This is a genomic window from Rhizobium sp. SL42 (assembly GCF_021729845.1).
Classification (GTDB): Bacteria; Pseudomonadota; Alphaproteobacteria; order Rhizobiales; family Rhizobiaceae; genus Allorhizobium.
The window spans coordinates 1,953,353-1,976,459 of record NZ_CP063397.1; the positions used below are offsets into that span (position 1 = coordinate 1,953,353).

General features: G+C 59.9%; 23 protein-coding genes and 1 tRNA gene. 9 read left to right on the plus strand and 15 right to left on the minus strand.

The genetic code is table 11. The features are described 5' to 3' along the window. Positions 1-107: 107 nt before the first annotated feature. Both IM739_RS09140 and IM739_RS09145 read right to left on the minus strand, forming a co-directional pair. A complete protein-coding gene (locus tag IM739_RS09140) occupies positions 108-395 on the minus strand; it encodes a DUF2218 domain-containing protein (RefSeq protein ID WP_237370846.1) in 288 nt (95 codons plus the stop codon). A 2-nt stretch (positions 396-397) separates the two neighbouring features. Beyond that, complete coding sequence (locus IM739_RS09145; RefSeq protein ID WP_237370847.1) at positions 398-1,006, minus strand: PadR family transcriptional regulator; 609 nt, start codon at positions 1,004-1,006, stop codon at positions 398-400. Positions 1,007-1,215: 209 nt separating this feature from the next. Here IM739_RS09145 and IM739_RS09150 point away from each other — a divergent pair, with 209 nt between their 5' ends. Beyond that, positions 1,216-1,689 carry an OsmC family protein gene (locus IM739_RS09150; RefSeq protein WP_237370848.1) on the plus strand — a complete coding sequence of 158 codons (474 nt, stop codon included), beginning with the start codon at positions 1,216-1,218 and terminating at the stop codon, positions 1,687-1,689. 131 nt (positions 1,690-1,820) lie between these two features. On the opposite strand, the gene IM739_RS09155 is transcribed toward IM739_RS09150, so the two are convergent. Together IM739_RS09155 and IM739_RS09160 are read right to left on the minus strand one after the other, a co-directional pair. After that, positions 1,821-2,273, minus strand: coding sequence for an HIT family protein (locus IM739_RS09155; protein ID WP_237370849.1), 453 nt, complete (start codon positions 2,271-2,273; stop codon positions 1,821-1,823). Between the two features lie 249 nt (positions 2,274-2,522). Further along, positions 2,523-4,025, minus strand: coding sequence for an AMP nucleosidase (locus IM739_RS09160; protein WP_237370850.1), 1,503 nt, complete (start codon positions 4,023-4,025; stop codon positions 2,523-2,525). A gap of 316 nt (positions 4,026-4,341) precedes the next feature. Here IM739_RS09160 and IM739_RS09165 point away from each other — a divergent pair, with 316 nt between their 5' ends. Next, positions 4,342-4,632 (plus strand): hypothetical protein, encoded by a 291-nt coding sequence (locus tag IM739_RS09165; RefSeq protein ID WP_237370851.1) that lies wholly within the window; start codon positions 4,342-4,344, stop codon positions 4,630-4,632. A gap of 63 nt (positions 4,633-4,695) precedes the next feature. Here the strand turns inward: IM739_RS09165 and IM739_RS09170 are convergent, their stop codons facing one another. Together IM739_RS09170 and IM739_RS09175 are read right to left on the minus strand one after the other, a co-directional pair. Next, positions 4,696-4,866 (minus strand): hypothetical protein, encoded by a 171-nt coding sequence (locus tag IM739_RS09170; protein WP_237370852.1) that lies wholly within the window; start codon positions 4,864-4,866, stop codon positions 4,696-4,698. Positions 4,867-5,026: 160 nt separating this feature from the next. Next, positions 5,027-5,923 carry a LysR family transcriptional regulator gene (locus tag IM739_RS09175; protein WP_237370853.1) on the minus strand — a complete coding sequence of 299 codons (897 nt, stop codon included), beginning with the start codon at positions 5,921-5,923 and terminating at the stop codon, positions 5,027-5,029. Between the two features lie 103 nt (positions 5,924-6,026). Between IM739_RS09175 and IM739_RS09180 the strand changes: the two genes are divergently transcribed. Next, the gene (locus IM739_RS09180) at positions 6,027-6,767 is read left to right on the plus strand and encodes an SDR family oxidoreductase (protein WP_237370854.1); all 741 of its coding nucleotides are present in this window, start codon (positions 6,027-6,029) and stop codon (positions 6,765-6,767) included. A 39-nt stretch (positions 6,768-6,806) separates the two neighbouring features. Then, a complete protein-coding gene (locus IM739_RS09185) occupies positions 6,807-7,019 on the plus strand; it encodes a tautomerase family protein (RefSeq protein ID WP_237370855.1) in 213 nt (70 codons plus the stop codon). Between the two features lie 81 nt (positions 7,020-7,100). Here IM739_RS09185 and IM739_RS09190 read toward each other — a convergent pair whose 3' ends face one another. Next, entirely contained in the window at positions 7,101-7,436 is a 336-nt protein-coding gene (locus IM739_RS09190) for a DUF2147 domain-containing protein (protein ID WP_237370856.1), read from the minus strand. A gap of 514 nt (positions 7,437-7,950) precedes the next feature. Here IM739_RS09190 and IM739_RS09195 point away from each other — a divergent pair. Continuing rightward, a complete protein-coding gene (locus tag IM739_RS09195) occupies positions 7,951-8,217 on the plus strand; it encodes an SEL1-like repeat protein (RefSeq protein WP_159952933.1) in 267 nt (88 codons plus the stop codon). A gap of 160 nt (positions 8,218-8,377) precedes the next feature. Here IM739_RS09195 and IM739_RS09200 read toward each other — a convergent pair whose 3' ends face one another. The 3 genes from IM739_RS09200 to IM739_RS09210 form a co-directional block, all read right to left on the minus strand. After that, positions 8,378-9,490: a pyridoxal phosphate-dependent aminotransferase gene (locus IM739_RS09200; RefSeq protein WP_237370857.1), complete on the minus strand. Its 1,113-nt coding sequence runs from the start codon at positions 9,488-9,490 to the stop codon at positions 8,378-8,380. A 112-nt stretch (positions 9,491-9,602) separates the two neighbouring features. After that, the gene (locus tag IM739_RS09205; RefSeq protein ID WP_007600184.1) at positions 9,603-10,013 is read right to left on the minus strand and encodes a PilZ domain-containing protein; all 411 of its coding nucleotides are present in this window, start codon (positions 10,011-10,013) and stop codon (positions 9,603-9,605) included. Between the two features lie 203 nt (positions 10,014-10,216). Further along, on the minus strand, positions 10,217-10,570 hold the full coding sequence (locus IM739_RS09210; protein ID WP_007600186.1) for a hypothetical protein: 354 nt from the start codon (positions 10,568-10,570) through the stop codon (positions 10,217-10,219). Between the two features lie 252 nt (positions 10,571-10,822). Between IM739_RS09210 and IM739_RS09215 the strand changes: the two genes are divergently transcribed. Next, on the plus strand, positions 10,823-12,040 hold the full coding sequence (locus tag IM739_RS09215; RefSeq protein WP_237370859.1) for an NAD(P)/FAD-dependent oxidoreductase: 1,218 nt from the start codon (positions 10,823-10,825) through the stop codon (positions 12,038-12,040). Between the two features lie 168 nt (positions 12,041-12,208). Here IM739_RS09215 and IM739_RS09220 read toward each other — a convergent pair whose 3' ends face one another. The 3 genes from IM739_RS09220 to IM739_RS09230 form a co-directional block, all read right to left on the minus strand. After that, entirely contained in the window at positions 12,209-13,135 is a 927-nt protein-coding gene (locus IM739_RS09220; RefSeq protein WP_442981128.1) for a tyrosine-type recombinase/integrase, read from the minus strand. A 275-nt stretch (positions 13,136-13,410) separates the two neighbouring features. Then, positions 13,411-14,448, minus strand: coding sequence for a porin (locus tag IM739_RS09225; protein WP_237370861.1), 1,038 nt, complete (start codon positions 14,446-14,448; stop codon positions 13,411-13,413). A 254-nt stretch (positions 14,449-14,702) separates the two neighbouring features. After that, positions 14,703-14,793: transfer RNA gene (locus tag IM739_RS09230), tRNA-Ser, on the minus strand. 623 nt (positions 14,794-15,416) lie between these two features. Here IM739_RS09230 and IM739_RS09235 point away from each other — a divergent pair. Further along, the gene (locus IM739_RS09235; RefSeq protein ID WP_237370862.1) at positions 15,417-16,406 is read left to right on the plus strand and encodes a porin; all 990 of its coding nucleotides are present in this window, start codon (positions 15,417-15,419) and stop codon (positions 16,404-16,406) included. A gap of 137 nt (positions 16,407-16,543) precedes the next feature. On the opposite strand, the gene IM739_RS09240 is transcribed toward IM739_RS09235, so the two are convergent. Together IM739_RS09240 and IM739_RS09245 are read right to left on the minus strand one after the other, a co-directional pair. Then, a complete protein-coding gene (locus tag IM739_RS09240; protein WP_237370863.1) occupies positions 16,544-17,425 on the minus strand; it encodes an alpha/beta fold hydrolase in 882 nt (293 codons plus the stop codon). Positions 17,426-17,485: 60 nt separating this feature from the next. Continuing rightward, a complete protein-coding gene (locus IM739_RS09245) occupies positions 17,486-19,570 on the minus strand; it encodes a lytic transglycosylase domain-containing protein (RefSeq protein ID WP_237370864.1) in 2,085 nt (694 codons plus the stop codon). A 219-nt stretch (positions 19,571-19,789) separates the two neighbouring features. Between IM739_RS09245 and dapA the strand changes: the two genes are divergently transcribed. Further along, positions 19,790-20,674 (plus strand): 4-hydroxy-tetrahydrodipicolinate synthase, encoded by an 885-nt coding sequence (gene dapA, locus IM739_RS09250; RefSeq protein ID WP_237370865.1) that lies wholly within the window; start codon positions 19,790-19,792, stop codon positions 20,672-20,674. 228 nt (positions 20,675-20,902) lie between these two features. After that, positions 20,903-22,825, plus strand: a complete 1,923-nt coding sequence (locus IM739_RS09255; protein ID WP_237370866.1) for a diguanylate cyclase — start codon at positions 20,903-20,905, stop codon at positions 22,823-22,825. Positions 22,826-23,107 lie beyond the last annotated feature (282 nt).

Here is a 23,107-nt window from a genome sequence, read left to right on the forward strand (position 1 = left end):
CGGCAATCCTTTTGTTGCCGGACAAGCTTAGACCGGTCATGCCGTCACTTGGCAAGACCGGTCTGAAGAATATCCGTTCCCCGCTGCGCGCAGCGGAGGATCTTGTCTCAAGCGGCTTGCCACGCGAAGGGAAGCGGCGCCTCGCGGAAGGCGAAGCGATCGAGATGGCTGGAAACCACGCCCTTCATTCGTTCGAGCACCTCGGCGTTCTCGCCCTCGATGACGACGATCAGGCCGGCCTCGTCCGATGTCATGGTCGCCGTCGCTTCCGAGAATTTGACCACGCCCTTGTTATCCGTGAGTTCGACCTCGAGCTTGTGTGCCCAGTGCTTGCACAGCTGCTGGACATATTTCCAGCCGTGTTGGGTGGTCACCGTTGCCGTTACTTTCGCCATGATCAGAGCCTTTCGATCTTGCTGGCCGCTTCGTCGAGAATGCGGGCCACTTCCAGTTGGGTTTCGCGTGTCACGCCGTCAAGGGCGAGGCGGTCCTGCAGGGCGGCGCGCAGATTGTGCATGGCACGGCGAACCGGTGCCGCGTCCGTGCGTTCGGTGACCTTGGCAAGGGCTGTCAGGCGCGCCATCGCGGTGGCCACCTCGTCGGCGCGCTCGGCCAGATGCTGGCGACCCGCTTCGGTGATGCCGAGCAGCTTGCGCGGACCGTCGCTTGCTTGCTCGTCGGCAAGGCCCATGTCGAGCAGCAGCGTCATGGTCGGATAGACCACGCCGGGGCTTGGTGCATAGGCGCCACCCGAGAGGGTTTCGATTTCGCGGATCAGGTCGTAGCCATGGCGCGGCTGTTCCTCGATCAGCTTCAGCAGCACGAGGCGCAGTTCGCCGCTCTCGAACATCCTGCGGCGTTCGCCGCCACGTCCGCGGGGTCCGCCTTCCGGCCGGCCGCCGAAGGGGCCTCCATGCCGCATACCATGACGGATGCCATCACATGCGCCGTGCATGGCGCGGGCAAACCTGTCGCGTCCTTTGTGATCATAGTTCGAATGTCTCATCTGGGTTTCTTTCTGATAGGTTTCAATTGCATCTAAGATATATCTTAGTGCGATCAATGCAAGAGCGGCTGCGATTAATTTTTAACAAGATGCAGGGCAGGGCCGTGCGGCGCTTTCGGCGGGATGGCGCTTGGCCTATCGTCGTGCAAATCAACGCGACAGCATTCGGGCGCGGCTGGTGAACGGGCAAGGCAGCAGGAGAAACAACAATGACCGACAAGCGCCACGAGTATAAGGTGACCGTTACCTGGCAGGGTAATACCGGAACCGGTACGTCCGGTTACCGCGACTACGGCCGCGACCATGTGATTTCGGCGGAAGGAAAGCCCGACATCCTCGCCTCTTCGGACGTCGCCTTTCGCGGTGATGCCGCCCGCTGGAACCCCGAAGACCTGTTCCTCGCCTCGTTGTCTGCCTGTCACAAGCTCTGGTACCTGCACTTCTGCGCCGTCTCAGGCGTCATCGTCACCCACTACGAAGATCACGCCGAAGGGGTGATGGAAATCGACGCGGAAGGCACCGGCCGCTTCACCGACGTGCTGTTGAAGCCGCGCGTGACGATCAAGGCCGGCACCTATCCTGACATCGCTGCCGAACTGCATGCAGAGGCACACGAAAAATGCTTCATCGCCAATTCGGTCAATTTCCCGGTCCGCTGTCAGGCCGAGATCATCGAGGCGTGACGACAATGGCACCGTCGAGCGGCGGCGCGGGTGCTGCGACGCCCGTATTTCAGCGGCCGACGCGATCCGCCACCTAGGTATCTGGCGCCTGGATCAGGAGACCGACGGCCGTGGAAGAGGCTTTTGTCGCCTCAGGTCGTCGTGGATTCTCGAGCCGCAAAATAGGCGCGCAATCCATCAGACAGCGCCGTGTAGCGCGCCTCGGTCGATTTCGGAGCGTCATTCCACGAATAACCCATGCAAGCGGGCCGATGGCGCTTGTCCTCCGGCTCCGAAGCGTATCGCGGCATGATATGGGCATGCAGTGCAGGTTCCGCATTGCCCCAGATCTCGTAGTTGACCCGAGCGCAATCGGTCACCTCGATGAGCGCGTCACCGATCAGTGCCATGTCGCCGAGAAATGCGACCCGCTCCAGAGGTCCAAGAGCATTGAGGCTGGGCACAACGGGATCCGCCAGCAACAGGCAATATCCGGCAAGGGGCTGTACGTCGCCGATCACCAGCCAGCCGGAGGCAAGCCGCGAAATGACGAACGGATTTGTACCGGCCCGCGCCATCGCAACCCTTTGTTCGATCAAATTCATGGTCATGGTCTCCGAAAGGCAACCGGATCTGCCCGGTTTTTGTCCGACGATGGTGTGTTTCGCCATGCGCGACGATCGCTGGAGCTGCTGATCCCCGTGCGCGGTGCAGCGCAGAAGGGTGCCGATCCCGTTGTGACGTCCTTGGAGCCGAACGGCCTGCCTGCCATTTGCCGCTCGGCATGGAGCCGGGCAGCCGACAAGGGAATATGGAGACACAAGACCCCGGCACGACGCCGAGGCCGCGCTTCCTCACTGAAACGCCGTCTCGAAGAAGCTTCTGAGCTTGCGCGAATGCAGCTTTTCCTTCGGCATCGCGCCGAGTTTCTGCAGTGCCCGGATGCCGATCTGCAGGTGCTGGCTGACCTGGGTCTTATAGAAGGCTGTCGCCATGCCCGGCAGTTTCAGTTCGCCATGCAGCGGCTTGTCGGAGACGCAGAGCAGGGTGCCGTAAGGCACGCGGAAGCGAAAGCCGTTGGCGGCGATGGTGGCCGATTCCATGTCGAGTGCAATCGCGCGCGACTGTGACAGACGCTTGACCGGTCCGCGCTGGTCGCGCAGTTCCCAATTGCGGTTGTCGATCGTGGCGACCGTTCCGGTGCGCATGATGCGTTTCAGCTCGAAGCCTTCGTAGCCGGTGACTTCCTCGACTGCATCCTCGAGCGCAAGCTGCACTTCGGCGAGCGCCGGGATCGGCACCCAGACCGGAATGTCGTCGTCGAGAACATGGTCCTCGCGCACATAGGCATGGGCAAGCACATAGTCGCCGAGCCGCTGGCTGTTCCTGAGGCCGGCGCAATGGCCGAGCATCAGCCAGGCATGCGGCCGAAGCACTGCGATGTGGTCGGTGATCGTCTTGGCGTTGGACGGGCCGACGCCGATATTGACCAGCGTGATGCCGGCATGGCCCTTCATCTTCAGGTGATAGGCCGGCATCTGGGGCAGCCGTCCGAGAGACACACCCTCGCTTGGCTCGGTATCGCCGGGCTTGGTGATGATGTTGCCGGGCTCGACAAAGGCCGTATAGCCGTCACCGCCGTCTGCCATCAGCTTACGGGCATAAGCGCAGAACTCGTCGACATAGAACTGGTAATTCGTGAACAGCACGAAGTTCTGGAAATGTTTGGCGCCGGTTGCCGTGTAGTGCGACAGGCGGGCCAGCGAATAGTCGATGCGCTGGGCGGTGAACGGCGCAAGCGGATGAGGCTCGCCCGGCTTCGGCTCGTATTCGCCATTGGCGATCTCGTCATCGGTGACGGCAAGGTCCGGCGTATCGAAGATATCGCGCAGCTGCATGTCGGCGAGACCGCCGGCCGAGGCCTCGACATGCGCGCCTTCGGCGAAGGCGAAATGCAGCGGGATCGGGGTCGCCGACTCGGACACGATGACCGGAACCTGATGATTGCGCATCAGATGCCCGAGTTGTTCCTTCAGGTAGTGGCGAAACAGAGTCGGGCGCGTGATCGTGGTGGTGTAGAGGCCCGGAGACGTGACATGTCCGTAGGCGAGACGGGTGTCGATATGGCCGAAGCTTGTCGTCTCGAGCGCAACCTGCGGATAAAATGACCGGTAGCGGCCCGCGATCGGTCCACCTTGCGCAAGGCCGCCAAAGGCATCAATCAGAAAGTCGGTATTGCGCTCGTAGAGCGCAGTCAGCGCATCGACCGCTTCGGTGGCATTGTTGAACGCCTGCGGTTCATACGGCTTGGGGCTGATGAAATTGACGGGTGCGGAAATAGGGATTCGTGTGTTCATGACGCATTATAGGAAAGAGTGATTGACAAGCAAACGACGTTTTGGTGACGAATTTCAGAATTCAGCGGCAGGTCACGTCTTGCAGAAGCAGCGGTCGGCGCGATCTCGTCGGGTTTTGAGTTTTGCTGCCTGGGGCGGCGACCGTATCGCTCGCCATCGGATGCTGGCGGCGGCATGAAGCGCGTGTCGGATCAAGCCAAGATTTAGAATATAGAAATATTTAAATTTTGCGGACGCTTTCCTGCAGATGGTATGCAGCCTACAATGCAACCGTTGTTCCGTCCTGGTGGACGGGACCGTTTGGAGGGCGATTGTCATGGATATCGCATCAATCCTGGCCCAGATCATCGGTGGCGCGGCCGGTGGAACGGCGGGCGGCAAAATTCTGAAGGATTCGGATCTCGGTCAGATCGGCAATCTGCTTGCCGGTGCGATCGGCGGCGTTGGCGGCGGAACGATTCTGGGGTCGCTTCTCGGAGCGGGAGGAGCCGCTGCCGGTGGCGTCGATATCGCAGCCCTTGCCGGCCAGTTTGTCGGCGGCGGCGTCGCGGGCCTGGTCGTGCAGGTGGTCGTCGGCCTGATCAAGAACAAGCTGCTGGCCAAATAGGCGGTGACTGCAGGCCAACTGGCCGAGGCCGAGCTTCAGCCCGGGCCAGACGCAAATCCATGCTTAGAAGACAGCCTTGCACAGCGGGCTGCCGGGAAGGCCGCAGTTCGATATTGCGGCTGCCTGCCCGTGCCGCAAGCCGGGTCCGGTGGAGACGACCAGCTGGGCGAACAGGAAGGCGAAAACCGCCATGGTCAGTGTCAGAATGGTCATGCGGCGAGAAAGCGTGCTCATGTAAAAGTCTCCAGTCCCTTGTCCCTGTGACCGACTATGCTGACAACTGGCTGAACAACTTCTGAGAACCGGGTTCATCCGGCATTCAGGATGGCGCGCCGCATTCCATGCCGGCCAGGCAGGTACCTTGGAACGAGACGCGGGCTGATGCGGTGACCGTTTACAATTCGGCTCTCACAAAGATCTCCGTCACCCAGTCGAGAAACACGCGCAGGCGCGCCGCGGTATGCCGGTTCTGTGGATAGACCGCCGAAAGCGGCGTGGGCGAGGGGGGATGGTCCGGCAGAACCTCGACAAGACGCCCCTCGGCGAGATCCTGGGCCAGCCGGTAGCGCGGCGCCTGCATCAGGCCGAAGCCAAGACGGCAAAGCTCCGTCATCGTGTCGGAATTGTTGACCGTTACACGCGAGCCGAGCGCGACCAGCCGGACCTGCCCGCCGTCCATGAATTCGAGCGGCATCACCTCGCCGGTGCGCGACGAGACGAAGCCGACGCACAGATGCCGGGCCTCAAGCTCGGCGGGTGTGGCCGGAATGCCGTGGCGAGCGAGATAGGCGGGGCTGGCGCAGGTGACTTCGTTGATCGTCGCAAGCCGGCGCGCGATCAGGCCGCTATCGGCCAGCTCCCCGGCGCGAAGGGCGCAATCGACGCCTTCCCGCACCATATCGACCAGCCGGTCACCCTGGCCGATATGCAGATCGAGACCGGGATAACGTTCGAGAAACGCCGGCAGCTTCGGCAAAAGGAAGGTTCGCGTCAGCAGCGGGTGTGCATCGATCCGCAAAAGCCCGCGCGGGCGGCTGTCGCGAAAGGCCGATTCCGCCTCCTCGATGTCTGAAAGAATGGCCAGGCAGCGCTGGTAATGCGCCTGTCCTTCCAGCGTCGGCGTCACATGCCGCGTCGTGCGCTCCAGGAGCCGGGCGCCGAGATCCGCCTCCAGCTGCTTGATCGCTTCTGTTGCCGTCGATCGGCCCAGTCCGCGATCGGCCGCCGCCGCAGAAAAACTGCGCCGCTCCACTACGCGAACAAAGAGCTGCATGCGATCCAGACGGTCCATGCCGTATTGTTCGCACTGTCAGAATTATAATGTCAAGTTCTGCATGATTGTTTGAGTTTCATATCGGGATATCTTCTCGGCAGACAGAACAAGGAGCGTCTTCATGACTGAGAACAGCAACAGATCCGCCATCGTTACCGGCTCGTCCAAGGGCATCGGCGCGGCGATCGCCAGGCGTCTTGCCGGTGATGGCTTTGCCGTCGTGGTCAATTATGCAAGCGGCGCCGATGCCGCCGCAGCCGTTGTCGACCAGATCGAGGCGGCAGGCGGCCGTGCCGTCGCCGTGAAGGCCGATATCGCTTCCAGCGATGGCATGAAGGCACTCTTCGATACTGCCGAAGAGGTTTTCGGCGGCGTCGACGTGCTGGTCAACAATGCCGGCATCATGCAGCTTTCGCCGATCGCAGAGACGCCGGACGTGGCTTTCGAGCGCCAGGTCGCGATCAATCTCGGCGGCGTCTTTCGCGGCATGCGCGAGGGCGCAAATCGCATCCGTCCCGGCGGCCGCATCATCAGCTTTTCGACCAGCGTCGTCGGTCTCTACCAGCCGGCCTATGGCGTCTATGCCGCGACCAAGGCGGGGGTGGAGGCCATGACCCATATCCTGGCAAAGGAACTCGGCCCGAAGGCGATCACCGTCAATGCGGTAGCACCGGGCCCGGTCGAGACCGAACTGTTCATGAAGGGCAAGTCGGACGAACTGGTCAACACGATTGCCGGCATGAACCCGTTGAAGCGGCTCGGCCAGCCGGATGACATTGCAGGTGTCGTGTCCTTCCTTGCCGGTGCCGATGGCGGCTGGGTCAACGGCCAGGTGATCCGCGCCAATGGCGGCGTGGTCTGAAACATCCCGATCGCAAGCGGAGAAAACCAGGAGAACAAGATGCCTTTCGTCAATATCAAGACCCCGGAAGGGGCGCTGTCCAGGAGCCAGAAGGAAGAAATCGTCCATCGGACGACCGCCATGCTGGTCGAGTATCTTTCCGAGGCGGCCCGACCGCATACGATGGTGCTGATAGAAGAAGTCAAGGATGGCGGTTACGCCCGCGCCGATATGGTCTTCACCATCCCGGACGCCTATCGCGCCGTCGACTAGCGTCGTTCACGCCGCAAAAGATCGGGCGGGGGATCGCTCCCGCCGCCCGGTTCCCCTCTTTATAGTAAAGGTGTCAGTCGATCAGAGCCGTGACCAGGTCTGGCTCTTGCACAGCACGGCGAGAACGCAGCCCTTCATCTTCAGCGAGCTGCCGGAGACGGTGCCAGATCCCGAATAGGTCTTGTCCGTTTCCGGATCGGTGATTTCGCCGGAATAGCTGTCGCCGCTTCCCGACATCTTGCCGATCTGCTTGCCGGTGAACTTGCCGCTTTTCAGCGTGACGCAGAATGCGCCGCCACAAGGCGCGATCTCGGCCGTGGCGCCGGTTGCCGTCTTCCAATTGCCCTCGATGGGCTCGGCTGCCTGCGCGGTGATGGCCGAAAACGCCAGCGCGGCTGCAATGATGATGGTCCGCATGTTTGATGTCTCCTCCCGAGATGATGGTGCCAGCCGCTGAACCCGCGTGTTGTCCGCGGAAATCACGGGTCCATCGGTTAAGAAATATCTTACGCACACGTAAAGGTAAAATGCAATCCGCTGCATTTGACGTCTGTGGACGAGGCGAAAAACCGGCATTTCCGGGCTTCGTAAAAACCGCCTTCGAATTTCGTGGTGAACAATCGGTTGATTTCCAGAACTGAAATTTTCGTAAATTTCACCGCAAATTCCTTAAAATGCAGGGCATCCGATGCTTAACAAAAACCCAAGTTTACGAAGCATTTGTACTTTGTTTTCAGCAAATTAAGCATGCATTTTAAGCGACCATTGAAAGCCTTCCGGCATAGTTGGGTCATCAAACGAGCAGGGAAAAACCCGCCGATACCTGAAGGTTCGAAACGCCACGCAAGAAGATGGCAACGGTCCGGAAGGCGCTCCGAAAGGGGCAAAACAGGGACAGTTTAAACCACTAGGCTAGACAGGGACAAATCCGATGGCACGCTTTGAAATGCGCAATTCCGAAATGGCCACAATGGGTGGCGAAACCCGAGCCGATGTCTTCTGCGACATGGGTCTGATGTACGCAACCGGCCGCGGTTGCCCGATCGACCTGGTCTCGGCGCACAAGTGGCTGAACATCGCCGCGATCAAGGGATGCGAGCGCGCCGCCGAGCTGCGTGCCGATCTCGCCCAGACGATGAGCAAGCCCGATCTCGCCGCAGCGCTGCGCGCCGCACGCGAATGGATGACCATCCACTGAAGAAGATTACCCCGCCTGTGGCGGGGGCTGAAAAAGCACAAGAACCCTGAAGAGGGGAACGTGGCGGGGGACCTTTGGACGGGGCCAGTGCCAACACATCCGAACCGCGACCGGCAGGAACAAGGCCGGCGCGGTTCTTTTTATTGCAGGTTGGCCGCCGCTACGCCAGCGACGCCAGAACCTTGGGCAGCGCATCTTCGAGAAGATCCATATCGGCCGACAGGCCGGTCGATATACGGATGCAGCGGTTGAGCGGCGCGACACCGGGCATACGAATGAAAACACCATGTTCCATCAGTCCATCGACGATCGCACGCGCATAGACGCCGTCTCGGCCAGCATCGACAGTGACGAAATTCGTCGCGGATCTGAGCGGTTTGAGGCCATTGGCCGTGGCGATGGCTGAAATGCGCGTGCGCGATTCCGCGATCCGGGAAAGCACATCCGACAGATAGGCCTGGTCCTTCAGCGCCGCGAGGGCGGCTTCCGTCGAAAGTCGCGGCATGCCGAAATGATTGCGGATCTTGTCGAAGGCGGAAACCGTGCCCGCCGTCCCGATGCCATAGCCGACGCGTGCGCCGGCAAGACCATAGGCCTTGGAGAATGTCCGCGTGCGGATCACGTTGGGCAGGTCGATCAAGGCATCGGCCGCCGGGATCGAGCCCGCCGGTGCCGTTTCGCTATAGGCTTCGTCCAGAACGAGCAGGGTCGTCTCGGGCAGGGAGCGGGCAAAGGCGACAATCGCGTCCGCATCCCACCAGCTGCCCATCGGATTGTCGGGATTGGCGAAATAGACGAGCGGCGCATCCACCGCCTTGACGGCTGCAAGCAGTCCGTCGAGGTCTTCGCGGTCGTCGCGATAGGGCACGGTGACCAGGCGACCGCCGAAGCCGTTTACATGGAAATTGAAGGTCGGATAGCCGCCGAGCGACGTGACGACCGGCATGCCTGGCTCGATCACCAGTCGGACGATCAGGCCGAGCAGGTCGTCTATGCCTTCGCCGATGACGAAATTCTCCGGCTTGAGCGACAGATGTGTCGCCAGCGCGGTCTTCAGGGCGTGGTTTTCCGGATCATTGTATTTCCAGATCTCGACCGATTTTTCGGCAATCCTGGCGATGACGGAGGGAGCAGGCCCGAAGCCGCTTTCATTCGCTCCGATCCGGGCTTTCACCGGCAGTCCGCGTTGGCGCTCGATGGCCTCTGGTCCGATGAAAGGCACCGTTGCCGGCAGGGAAGATGTCAGGGGCGTGAAGCGAGAAAAGGCGGACATGCGATGCTGGGATCCCTGGCAGATGTTGAACTTTGCCCACAATAGGATTCCGCAGGACGCGCGCAAGGGCGGCAAGACGGGTCAAAGGCCCGCTTCAGACGTTTTGCAGCAATCAGCGTCCGAGGCGCGCGCCGTTTCCATTGGTGAATGGCTTGATCGGCGCTTCCATCTTTTCACCCAGCATGAAGTCGGCACGCACGATCCGGTGCAGCATGGCCTCCGGGATGGGCCGGATGAATTTCACGCCGACCCGGTTGCCGTTTCGATAGGCTTCCGCGCAGCCGATGCGATCGGCAAGGCCGACGACCTGCAGGTAATAATGCGAGGACAGCCCGATGGTCGTGGTCATCACAAGCGCAGCGCCGCCTTGCGAGATGTCCACGACTTCACAACTGCGGATCGTGATGCCGCTGAGCCCCGGGCTGACCGCCATCACCTTGGCGGGACGCTGAACGTAGAAGCGTTCCCATTTGCGCTCGTACATTTCCGACTTGACGGTCGCCAGATGCGTTGCGTTTTCCATTATCAATCTCGCGTTCCAAGCCCGGTGTTGCTTGCACTGTGGGTTCTAATATTTGCATTAGCGTCAATAGGATCAGTCAAGTTTTAGGTATCTTCGTTTTACCGAATATGAGGAGGAAGAGACCGCAGGAAAATACTGTGATGAAGCGCGTTGCATGCTGAACCGGCGCGCCAAGCTCTGTCTCGCCGCGCCGCGTGTCGATTTTAGTGGTTGAGTTCGAAGGACAGACGGACAACGTGATGCAGGAATTCGGGGTCGATCAGCATGTTGAAGCCGATCGTCAGTTTTTCGGCTTCGCGGCGGACCAGCGTGCAGCCGATTTCATCGTGGATGCCAAGGATCTCCAGGAAGAAGTTGCTCGGCATCGGCAGATGCGGCGAGACTTCAAGCTCAGCCCCGTGCAGGGATATCGTGCGGATCAGGCAGCGGAGTGAGGTTTTCGTGCTCAGGTGATGGCCGACGAATATGATCTTGCCCGGCCTGTCGATCTTGAACTTTTCGAAGACCTTGTCCTGCGGAATGTTGGCTTTTGCGTCTGGTATCATCTGTAAGGGCATTTCACCCTCCTTTGGTGATCTTGCACGGTCCCAAATTAACGCATCTTCTTCGACACTTTCTCTATCCGATCGTTAAAATGCGATGCAAATCGGTTTTTTGCTTTGGACTCAGGTGTTTACCCTCGGCCGCAGGACAAACGGCGCCATCCGGCGCTTGACCGGAATTCGCCACAAAGCTAGGCCTTGATCTTTCATCCGCTGCCTCTGTTCGGGATGGTGGCACTGTTCAGGATTTGAGACGAGGCGCGACACGTGGCGGGCAGATTGGTGATCATCGGTGCGGGCCAGGCTGGATTTGCCCTGGCGGCGAAACTTCGGACGCTGAAGGACGAGCGACCTATCACGCTTCTGGGTGCGGAGCCCTGCCTTCCCTACCAGCGTCCGCCGCTGTCGAAAAAATACCTGCTCGGTGAGATGAGCTTTGATCGCCTGCTGTTTCGCCCGGAGAGCTGGTACGAGGAGAATAACGTCGAGATCCGGCTCTCGACACCGGTCGAGGCAATCGATCGAGTGGCCAAGCAGGTTCGCCTCTATGACGGTTCGGTGCTGGACTATGAGACGCTGGTATTTGCCACCGGCGCGACGCCGCGGCGCCTGCCACCCCAGATCGGCGGCGATCTCGACGGCGTCTATACCGCGCGCGACAAGGCCGATGCCGACCGTCTCGCCGATGAGATGAAGGCGGGGCGGCGTCTGCTGATCGTCGGCGGCGGCTATATCGGGCTGGAGGCGGCAGCCGTTGCGCGCAAGCTGGGTCTTGACGTGACCCTGATTGAAATGACCGATCGTATTCTGGCCCGCGTCGCAGCGAGTGAAACTGCCGACGCGATGCGTGCGATCCATGCGGCCCAGGGTGTGATCATTCGCGAAAAGACCGGCCTCACCCGGTTGATCGGCGAGGACGGGCGGGTCAAGGCGGCCGAACTGTCGGATGGCAGCGTCATCGATGTAGATTTGGTCATTGCCGGCATCGGCGTCGTGCCCAATGATCGGATTGCTGCGGAAGCCGGGATCGAAACCGCCAATGGCATCCTCGTGAACGACATGGAGCAAAGCTCCGACCCGAATGTCTATGCCGTGGGCGATTGCGCGGTCTTCGACTGGAAGGGGCAGAAGATCCGGCTCGAGTCGGTGCAGAATGCCGTGGACCAGGCGGAAGCTGCGGCAACCAATCTGGCGGGCGCTACGCTGCCTTATCGGCCAAAGCCGTGGTTCTGGTCGGATCAGTACGATGTCAAGCTGCAGATCGCCGGCTTCAATCTTGGCTACGACGAGACGGTTGTCCGGCCCGGCGCAAGGGAAGGCAGCCTGTCCGTCTGGTATTTTTCCGGGGGCGAATTCATCGCTGTCGATGCGATCAATGACGCCAAGGCGTATGTCGCCGGAAAGAAGCTTCTCGATCTGGGCCGTACCCCTGACAAGGCGGTCATCGCCGACCCCGCGGTGGACCTGAAGACCCTGATCACCTGATACGCGGACCTGCAAAGGCAACGTCAATATATAGAGACAGAAAGGGGCCCCGGTTTTTTCACCGGGGCCCCTTTTGCGTTGTGACGATAACTGTTATCTAGAATAACAAAATCGAGCAATATCAAAGTGATGGTAGCGCTATCATATCACTTACAAAAAAATGAACTGCTAGTTTGCCGCCGCACGCTCCAGAACGGGCACACACATGTCGAGATCATGCGAGGCGAGGTGTGCGTATCGCATGGTCATTGTCAGCGTCTGATGGCCGAGCCACATCTGAACGCGTCGGATGTCGATTCCGCCCTGGACAAGACGGGAAGCGCAGGTATGGCGCAGCACATGCGGTACCACGTCCTTGTCGTCGCCGAGACCGATCGCCTCCTTGGCATTGTGCCAGGCGATCCGGAACTTTTGCTGGTCGATCTCCGAGAACGGGCCAGGGAAACGTCGATCCGAGGCCGAGATCGCCGCCGCCGCCCGGTGGGTGAGGGGAACAGAGCGGGAGCGACCCGACTTGGTCACCCAGAAGGTGGCACGGTGCGCGTTCAGATCGCCCCAGCGCAGGTCCGTGCCTTCACTGAGACGAGCGCCGGTATCCACCAGGAACGTGCAGAAGCGGTAGTACAGTTCGTTATGCGCGCGGATTTCGGCAAACAGCAATTCCTCTTCGTTTCGATCGAGGAAGCGGATACGCCCGGCCTTTTCCTTTTCGCGCTTGAATTCGGGCAGACTGTAGACATCTCCCATTTTATACGCCTTTCGCAGCAGTTTGCTTAAGGCCGCCATCTTTCGATTGATGGTGGCGTTGCTGTTACCGCGTTTGCGCAATTTTCCAATCAACTGGTCGAGCATCTCCTGGGAAAAGGTCGAGAAGCCCGGAATATCCAACATGTCATGAAGCTCGGCGATGAAGTTAGTGACGTTGTATTTGTGGCTGCCATTGAGCCAGAGGATGTCGCCATATTTCGCGAACAGCGCGCGCAGCGATGTGTCGCGAACTTCAAAAAGCTTGTTCGCGGACCCATACTGATAATGAACGGAATAGGAAGGCACTTCGACGGCTGTGTCGAATGCCTCGCTTTTTTCCGATATCATGTTGTTCACGCGATTGCCTCACTACGATCCGGCCAGCGACATGCGGGCCTCACGAGATCGAATATCGTTATACATTATAAAAAGTATAGATCATAATTGCGCAGAAGCACGGATGGTGGAGTTTTTTCCTCACGTAACGATGCATGCCGGCAACAGTCGTCACAACTGGCCAGCTCTGGACATTTCAAAACCTGTATCTGGCAAAACCACGTCTTGACGGGTTTTGAGTGAGATCCGGCCCGAAGGCCGGATCTCGTATCGATCCGCAGAACGGATTAGAACGAACGCTGCAGACGAACGAAGCCGTCCCATACGCCGTCATCAGCTGCGTCTTCGTCGAAGTAGTTGACGGCAACCTTGGCAGTCAGGCCTTCGGTGACCTTGTAGTCGAGGGTCAGGCCGGCCTTCCAGGCGTCGTTGCTGGAGTCGAAGTCGTCAGCCGAAACCAGGCCATAGCTGTCCCAGTACTGAACGCCAGGCGTCAGGGTGAACTTGTCGCTCAGCTTGACGGCGTATTCGGCAGCAACGGTCCATTCGGAAACGTCGTAGTAGGCGTTTGCGCCGGTCGAGTAGATGGCGGCCAGGCCGAATGTGCCCGGACCAACGTCAGCCAGCAGCTTTGCACGGATCGCGCCGTTTTCTGCTGCGAAGTCGTAAGAACCGAGAAGTTCTGCCGTTACAACGCCGAAGGTCGCAGCGATCTGGCCTTCAACGCCGAGGTTGTCGTTGTCATCATAGAAGGTGTCGAAGTCGCCGGAATAGGTCTTCGTCAGCTCGTCGAGGAAAACGCCAGCCGAGAATGCATCGGCAGTGTACTGATAGCCGATTGCGTTGATGCGGTTCGAGCCGAGATCGTCGGTTTCGCCCGAGAGATCGTTATCCCAGTAGTTGTACATGTAGCCGACCTTCAGGCCGCCGACAGTGATGTAGGCTTCGTCGATCTCGAGGTCGTTGCCCGAACCGCTGTCGGTGCCATCGCTTTCAGCCCAGGTGCGGACTGCGATGTAGGAACCAACGGTGCCGAGTTCGGAATCGCTCTTGGCTTCGAAGTTGATCTTGGCGCGGGTGCGCATGTTCCAGTCGAGGTCTTCGTTGTCGTCTTCGGAGAACTGGGTCTCGAAGCGAACGTAACCGCTGATCTTGAGGCAGGTTTCCGAACCCGGGATGTAGAAGTAGCCGGTGCCGAAAGCGTCGCAAACGCGAACGTATTCCATCGGCTCAGGCTCGGCTGCAACGATAGCGTCGGCAGCCTGGGCGCCAGATACTACAGCGAGAGCTGCAGCGGAGCCGAGAAGAAGGCTCTTGATGTTCATTATTGACCTCCAGTCAATTATAGACCAGAGCGCGTCAATTATTTCCATATTATTATTTGAAATTAGATAGTTAGTGGAGTATTGCCCGCAGGCGCCCGCGTCGTGCCGCCTGCTTTCGGCCGCTGAACGTGCCAAAATGGTGCCCAGGTGGCATAGCCGCCGACGCTTGGAGAGGGCGTGCGCAACCATGAACCTGTGCAGCTCTGCAATGCAGGCACCACACGCAATCGAAGGAACTTGGGAATTTTGTTGAATGGCGGAGAGGATGGGATTCGAACCCACGATACGCTTTTGACGTATACTCCCTTAGCAGGGGAGCGCCTTCGACCACTCGGCCACCTCTCCGGTGCGGCCTGATTATGTGCTTGAATCGGCGATTGCAAGGGATTTTCGCATCTCTGCACATTTTACCTGACCGGGTGCTCGATTTTCCAGGTCTTTGCACGCGGGACATGGCGCCGGGACCTGGCCGATTCTCGAATCGCAAAACTTTTCTGCGTGTGATTCTGCTTCGCCGGGCAAAAACCGGTGGCCGCTCGCAGCGTTTTGCGTCAATCGCCGCGCTATATATAAAGGAGACGCACGACGCGGTTGCGAACAGGAATTGCGCTGCAGCAGGGGATCTCGGTGTTTTTGGCCGGAAATTGATCGATGTTTTGAGCTGGCCCAACCCGTCCTCCGGCCGCTAAGTCCCCATTTCCTAAGGGGTTTCTTAACGAACTGTAAATTTTTAATGATCCCTGGACACGGTTTTGTGTCCTTTGAGCAACAATGCAGACGGAAGGGTTCCCGGTTTCTATTCATTCCGCTGTTTGGTGATTGCATGACCGGCCGCGTTTTGTATTTTCAACATCGGAAGCGAGGCGGTGGATCGTCCGTCTTCTGAGAAACCGACGGGGATGGGGCAGGAACTGCTGTCCTTCAGCCAATTTGGCCAGACCCATACGAAACTTGACTGGAGGTCAATAATGAACATCAAGAGCCTTCTTCTCGGCTCCGCTGCAGCTCTCGCTGTAGTATCTGGCGCCCAGGCTGCCGACGCTATCGTTGCTGCTGAGCCTGAGCCGATGGAATACGTTCGCGTTTGCGACGCTTTCGGCACCGGCTACTTCTACATCCCGGGCACCGAAACCTGCCTCCAGATCGGTGGTTGGGTTCGTGCACAGGTCGACTTCGGACCGAACGCTGACTCTGGTTCGGACAACGACTACGACATGCGCGCTTCGGCCCTCGTAACGGTTGACGCAAAGTCGGACACCGAGCTCGGCGTTCTGCAGTCCTTCATCGCTCTCGAAAGCGACATCTCCGTCGACAACGAAGCCCAGGGCTTCTACGCTGACGAAGCCTTCCTCGCTCTCGGCGGCTTCAAGGCTGGCTGGTTCTACAACTGGTGGGATCTGGGTATCGCTGGCGAAACCGACGGCCTCGGCAACCAGACCGAATTCGTCTCCTTCTCCTACACCTACACCGCAGAATCCTTCTCGATCGGCGCTTCGGTTGACGAAATCCAGTCCATCGTGACGGATACCGCTGACATCGGCCTGTCGGGCACTGTCACCGCGACCTTCGGTCCGGCTTCGATCGCCATCCTCGGCGGTTACGACTTCGACGTAGAAGAAGGCGCAGTTCGCGCTATCGGTTCGGCTGAAGTCGGCCCGGGCACCTTCTACCTCGCTGGTATCTACTCGTCTGACCCGAGCGCCTACTACGACGACGCTGAATGGTCGGTTGCTGCTTCCTACGCCTTCAAGGCAACGGACAAGCTGACCGTTACCCCGGGCATCCAGTACTGGGATAACCTCGAAGACGGCGGCGCATACGTCGGCGGCGACAAGCTGAAGTACGGCATCACGCTCGACTACAAGCCTGTTGAAAACCTGCTGGCCCGTCTGTCGGTTCAGTACGACGACGTAACCGACAACCCGTACGGTTACTTCCGTCTGCAGCGCGCATTCTAATTCAATCCTCGGATTGGATAGGGAAAGCCCGGCCTTGTGCCGGGCTTTTTCCGTTTTGGCCGACATTGCCGACAAATGGTCGTGCATGTCCTCTCGCCGATAAAGCCAAGGGCGTCGTCTCGACTGAGCTGTTTCGACTAGATGGCTCTGCTGAGGAACCCGGCGATCTGCCCGGGCAGGTCCTCAAGATCCAGCAGCGGGGCATGGCCCTGGCCAGCCGCCGTTACCACAACCAGACCCGGATGCCGCTCACCCATTGCATCGACAGTATCTGATGACAGAAGCCTGGAATGTTGCCCCCGGATCACCATGACCGGATGGCCGGCCAGCAATGCAAACTGCGGCCACAGATCGGCAAGCGGTTGGTTGAAGTCCGCGGCGCGGAACTGCGCCCCGATTTCAGGATCATAGTCTGTGACGATCTCGCCCTCGGTTTCCCGGTAGATCGCGGTTGCCAGGCCTTGCCAGTCTTCGTCGGACAAGGCCGGAAATTCGGCCCCATGCGCCGCCTTCAGGATCAGGGCCGCCTCGGCAAATGTCTGCGGCTTTCGTCGCCCGCCGAGATACGCCTGGATCTGTCGCAATCCATCGACCTCGAGAACAGGCCCGATATCGTTGAGAATGACGCTGGCGATCCGATCCAGATGGGTGATCGCAAGCACATGCAGGATCAGCCCTCCGCGCGATGTGCCGATGAAATGGGCCTTGTCGATTGCCAGGTGATCGAGAACCGCCATCACATCCATGGCCTCCACCGGGATCGTGTAACGGGAAGGATCCGGATCGCGGTCCGATAGCCCGCGCCCGCGCGAGGTGATGCTGATGACCTTGAAACGATGCGGCGCTGAGGACAGGATTGCCGCAAGTGCCTCAAAGTCACGGCCATTGCGGGTCAGCCCAGGCAGGCAGACGACGGGCAGGCCGGCGTTTTCAGAGCCAAGAATGCGGACATGAAGCTTGAGGCCATCGGGAACGCTGACGAAGTGATCCTTGATGCTGACGGTCGCGTGTTCGTGCATTTGGTTCTCCGCTTAGTGGTGCTGGAGAACACGCTATCAGAAGATCTGCGGCCGCGTCGATCAGCGGCCGAAGCGCAGATCGTGCACGATGTCCGTCTCCTGGCCGAGCCGGCTCTTGTAGACCTGATAGTTTTCCATGACCCGCTGCACATAATTGCGGGTTTCGGGGAAGGGGATGCGCTCGATCCAGTCGACGACCTCGTCGATCGACTTGCCGCGCGGGTCGCCGTAACGGCCGATCCATTCCGGCACTTTCCGGGGGCCGGCATTATAGGCAATGAAGGTCATGATGTAGGAGCCGCCGAACGTGTCGATCTGCTCGCCGAGATAATGCGCGCCGAGCGTGGCATTGAAGCCGGGGTCGCTGGTCAGTTTGGCCGGTGCATAGGCAAGCCCGTGCCGGGCAGCCACGCCTTTTGCCGTCGAGGGCAGTAATTGCAACAGGCCGCGCGCATTTGCCGGCGAAACGGCGGCCGGGTTGAAGGCGCTTTCCTGCCGCGCGATGGCATAGGCCAAAGCCTTGCCGGAGCCGGCGATGTTGGCGGAGGCGGGGATGACGCCGATCGGGAAGGCAAGGGCCGGCACGTTGATGCCGCGCGCATAGGCGGTTTTGCCGATCTGCAGCGAAAGCTGGTGCCCGCCTTCGGATTTTTCCGCACGCGAACTGAGGAGAGCAAGTTCGCCGGGATTGTCGAGCTGTTCGGCAAGCGCCCGGTACAGACTTTGCGCACGCCAGCCGTGCCCGGCCGCTTCATAGCGTGAAATGGCCTGAACCGCTTCACGCGAGGCAAAAAGATCCCGCTCGGCGGGAGACGGTGCCGGATATGGGATCTTGATTGCGCCCATCTGTACCCGCGCGCTGGCCAGCTGGCCGTAAAAGGTGCTTGGATGCTGGGCTGCACGATTGAAATAGTCGCGCGCCTTGCCATCGCCGGCAGCCTCGGCTGCACGGCCAAGCCAGTACCAGCCGCGTGACGCCGAAAGCGGACGGTTGGATACCTCCAGAATGCGCTGGAAGTGTTTCTGTGCCGTCTGCGGATCCTTCAGGCCGCGCAAGGCATACCAGCCGGCGTGGAATTCGGCATCGGCAACATCGGCCGTCTCGCTCGCCGCATGGCGGGCGGTGACCTGGTAGGCGGCGCGGAATTTGCCGAGATCGGCAAGCCCACGCGCCACGATCCGCTGTTCATTCCACCATTCGCCGGTATTCACCAGCTTGGCCTTTTCGCGTGGCATCTGCTCGAGAAGCTTGGCGGCGTCTTCATACTTGTCCTGGCGGCGCAGGGTCTCGATCCGGATGAAGAGATAGGCCGGATCGGAGGCCCAGCGGCTGTCGACCGATTTGATCAGCGCGGCGGCATTGCCGGATTTCTGGATCAGTGCCGCCCAGGCATTGTAGAGGGATTGCGCCTCGCCAAGCGACGAGAAGCGTTTGGCCTGGCTCGTGCGACCGCGATACATCAGGTAGTCCATGCGCGTCTTGTGATCGGCCGGCCGCAGAAGTGCGGCGAACTCGCCGAGAATCCTGTCTTCCGTCGGCTTGTCGAGCCCATCTTCGTACCAGAGCTTGCGGATCACCTTGGCCGCCTGCGCCGGGTTTCCGGTTGCAAGATGCGCGCGCGCCAGCAGTATCGCGCCCTCGGTCGTTTCGGCTGCGGAATTCCCGAATGCGGCGAGAACGCCTTTCGCAGGAGGGTTTTCCCGATAGAGTGCCCGCTCCGAATTGGCACGGAAGGATTTCAATCCGGGCCAGCCCTTGAGATCACGCTGGGCGGTGGCGATTTCGCTGGACGATACGTCGCGCAAGCCTGACATGGCGATCGACCAGGTCAGCATATGGCGATCGAGCCCCGCTGCCATCCTGTCGCGAATGGCAAGCGCCTTGGCGCCATCCTTGTCCGATAGCGCGTCGAGGCCTGCCTTCAGCAGCGGGTTGACCGATGCAGCAGGCGAGGAGGTCTTCGGAATGGTGCCGGTGGTCTCGAAGGATGGAGGTTCGGCCTTCATCGGGGCAAAGCCGAGCGGCTTCGCCGCCGGAACCGGAACGACGGCCGGGACGTCGGAAAGCGCGGCGACGTTCTGTACGCCAATGAGCGCGGCCATGCCGAGCCCCAGGACCGAGACAAACAGAGACGACTTTCTCATCCAAACACCAGATCTATATGCGCCACCTCTCCAGTAAGGCGAAGCCTTGCTTAACAAGTCCTTAACCGGGGTGATCACATTCCGTCGATCAGCCCGTTGAAACTATCACAAAAGCACGCGACATGCGCTTGTCGCACCCGAAGGCGCGAAGTAATGTGCCCCCGATTTAAATAGAGAATGCGGCCGAAGCGTGGATATCGGCCCTGAGGAGTTCAGTGCATGTTTCAGGGATCGATTCCCGCTCTCGTTACCCCCTTCACAGAAGCGGGTACTGTTGATGAAGCCGCTTTCGCCGCGCATGTCGAGTGGCAGATCGCCGAAGGTTCATCCGGTCTCGTGCCGGTCGGCACCACAGGAGAATCGCCAACCCTCTCCCACGCCGAGCACAAGCGTGTCGTCGAGCTCTGTATCGAGGTGGCGGCCAAGCGCGTGCCGGTGATTGCCGGTGCCGGCTCCAACAACACCAAGGAAGCGATCGACCTCGCACAGCATGCTGAAAAGGCCGGTGCGGATGCCTTGCTGGTCGTGACGCCCTACTACAACAAGCCGACACAGAAGGGCCTGATCGGCCACTATGCCGCGATCGCAGAGGCCGTGACGCTGCCGATCATCATCTACAATATCCCGGGACGTTCGGTGGTCGACATGACGCCGGAGACCATGGGCGTGCTCGCCAAGGCGCACAAGAACATTGTCGGCGTGAAAGATGCGACCGGGAAGATCGAGCGCGTGTCCGAGCAGCGCATCACCTGCGGACAGGATTTTATCCAGCTGTCCGGCGAAGATGCAACCGCGCTTGGCTTCAACGCCCATGGCGGCGTCGGCTGCATTTCGGTGACCGCCAATGTCGCACCGCGCCTTTCGGCCGAATTCCAGGCCGCCATGCTGGCCGGTGATTATGCAAAGGCGCTGGACTATCAGGATCGCCTGATGCCGCTGCACAAGGCCATCTTCATGGAGCCGGGGCTGTGCGGGGCGAAATACGCGCTCAACCGCCTCGGCCGGATGAGCCGCACCGTGCGCCTGCCGCTGCTGGGCACGCTGGAGGCCTCGACGGAGGCCGCGATCGACGCGGCGCTGAAGCATGCGGGACTGGTGAACTGATCGGTCGCCAGCGTGCGGTTGGCTGACCAGCGAGGTTTCCGGACGCTGGATGCCGCGTTAGGTCGCGAGTGGCTCTGGAAAGAAACCCGGCGTTTGCGGCGGCTTGGCAAGTCGCTGCCCATCGCCGCCGGGTTAATGGTTTAGACACAAGTTTTCTGGCCGTTGTAACGCTTGGTTTAGCTGGTGCAGCTAAAGTACCGATTTCGGCGAAACGCTTCGGAAAGACTCGTGGACGCGCTCTTCAACCATCTTTTGGCCAACTGTGCCATCATTCTGTTCGGAATTCTGGCCTGGACCAATCTGCCGCAGCGCAAAGGTCCAGAACGTTTCTCTTCATCCGTTCGTTTCGGAATGTTCTTTGGTGTGTGCGCCATGGCCGTCATGCTGCGCCCTTATGAGATCCAACCGGGCATCCACGTCGATCTCAGAACGGTTCCACTGTCGATCGCGGGTCTCGTCGGGGGCTGGCCCGCCGGCGTCGTTGCAGCATCGATGGCAAGCCTCCTGCGCATCTGGCTGGGAGGAGCGGGCGCGCTGCCGGGGGTCACGGTGATCGTTTTGACGACCGGCGTCGGCATCCTAGCGTCGGTATGGCTCGATCGCCGCTATGCCAATTATCGTGAAATTGCCGCCTTTTCCGCCCTCGTTGCTCTGGCGGACCTGGTAGCGCTTTTGGTGTTCACCCGCAGTTCTGCCCTAGAAGAGATGCAAGGGGGCGCACCGTTTTGGGTGGGTCTGGTTTTTGTGGCCACGATCTTCGGCTCCCTGGCCGTCTTTGCCGAACTGCGACGGCGCGATACCAATCAAAGCTTGAAGATGTACGAAGCGGCGATCCAGTCGCTTCCGGAAAGCCTCAACGTCAAAGACAAGGAGGGGCGTTTTCTTCTCGCGAACGCGGCCACCGCGCGGCTGATGAGCCAGGAATCGCCGAAGTCGCTGTTGGGTCGCACCATCCATGATTTCTACCCCTCGGACATCGCCGACATGTTTCGAAAAGAGGAACTTGACGTTCTCTCGCAAGAGTGTGCCAAAATGTCGGAGCAGGAATTCGTTCACAAAGATGGACGGCATCTGGTCCTCTCTACATTGAAGGCTCCGCTGCATGACGAGTCGGGAGCGCTCTTCGGCCTGGTCACGCACAACCGGGATCTGACGGAGAAGAAGCGCCTGCTTCGTGCGCTTGCAGAGAGCGAGAAGAGGGCCAATATCGCGCTCAGCAATATGGCCGACGGCCTGATCATGTTTGATGCCGAGCTCAATGTAGTCTTCTGCAACGAACAGTATCGCGCCATGTTTCCATTGACAGCAGACGTGCGAATTCCGGGCGTTCCGGCCCGGACGATCCTTCAGACTGCGATCGCACGCGGGGAGTTCAAAGATATCGCGCCGGAAAAGGTTACGGAATTCATCGAAGGTGCCATGTCACGCCTCAGGCTTCCCGGTATCGTTCAGTTCCCCCTATACGACGGTCGATGGGTCGAATCGCGCACCACGCCGTTTGAGGACGGGGGATGCCTGGTCGTGTGCTCCGACATTACGCGCTCGAAGCGAGACGAGGAGGAATTGCGCGACCTGAACGTCAAGCTCAGCGAAATGGCCATGACGGACAGCCTGACGGAGCTTCTGAACCGCCGTGCCTTCGACACCGCGCTAGCCTCCGAGATTGGTCATTGCCAGGCACGGGGTTCGACCCTGAGTTTGCTGATGATCGATGTGGATCGCTTCAAGGCCTACAATGACACCTATGGCCACACGACCGGCGACGACTGCTTGAAAAGGGTTGCGCAGGTCGTGCGCTCAATCGCGCAACGTCCCGGCGACCGTGCGGCCCGATACGGTGGAGAGGAGATGGCGGTCGTATTGCCCAACGCCTCTGAAGAGGGTGCGCTGGCGCTCGCGCATGAACTGAAGACAAGAATCCGCGCTCTCGACATTCCGCATATTGGCAGCGAGAAGGGCGTGGTGACCGTCAGTATCGGAATCGCGACTTTGGATGGGTTTTCTCGCGGCGTGACGCCGGTTCAGTTGGTTCGTAATGCTGACGAAGCGCTTTACCGCGCCAAGGCATCTGGTCGCGACGCGGTCCGAAGCTGGGAGACGAGCGGTTTCGAGCCGAAAGAGAAAATTCAGGTCGCAGATGCTGCATCGTGATCTTGTCCCGAGCACCAGAGGTGACCTTCACCTATTGGCATGATTGCGTGTGACCGCGAATAGCCCGGGCGATCGAAATTGTGCCGCAGTCGTCACGGGTTGAATTCAGCGAGGTTCCACTGCTGAGGCGTGATGGCGAGGCCAGTGTCAGGATGCGGGACTGGCCTCAGTCTACGTCGCCGCCTTTATTTCCACCCCGTCCTATACTACATGGTAACCCAACAATCGCGCTCCGCCCAGGCGCGGTCGAAATGCCACAAAATCCCGGGCGAAACGGAAGAT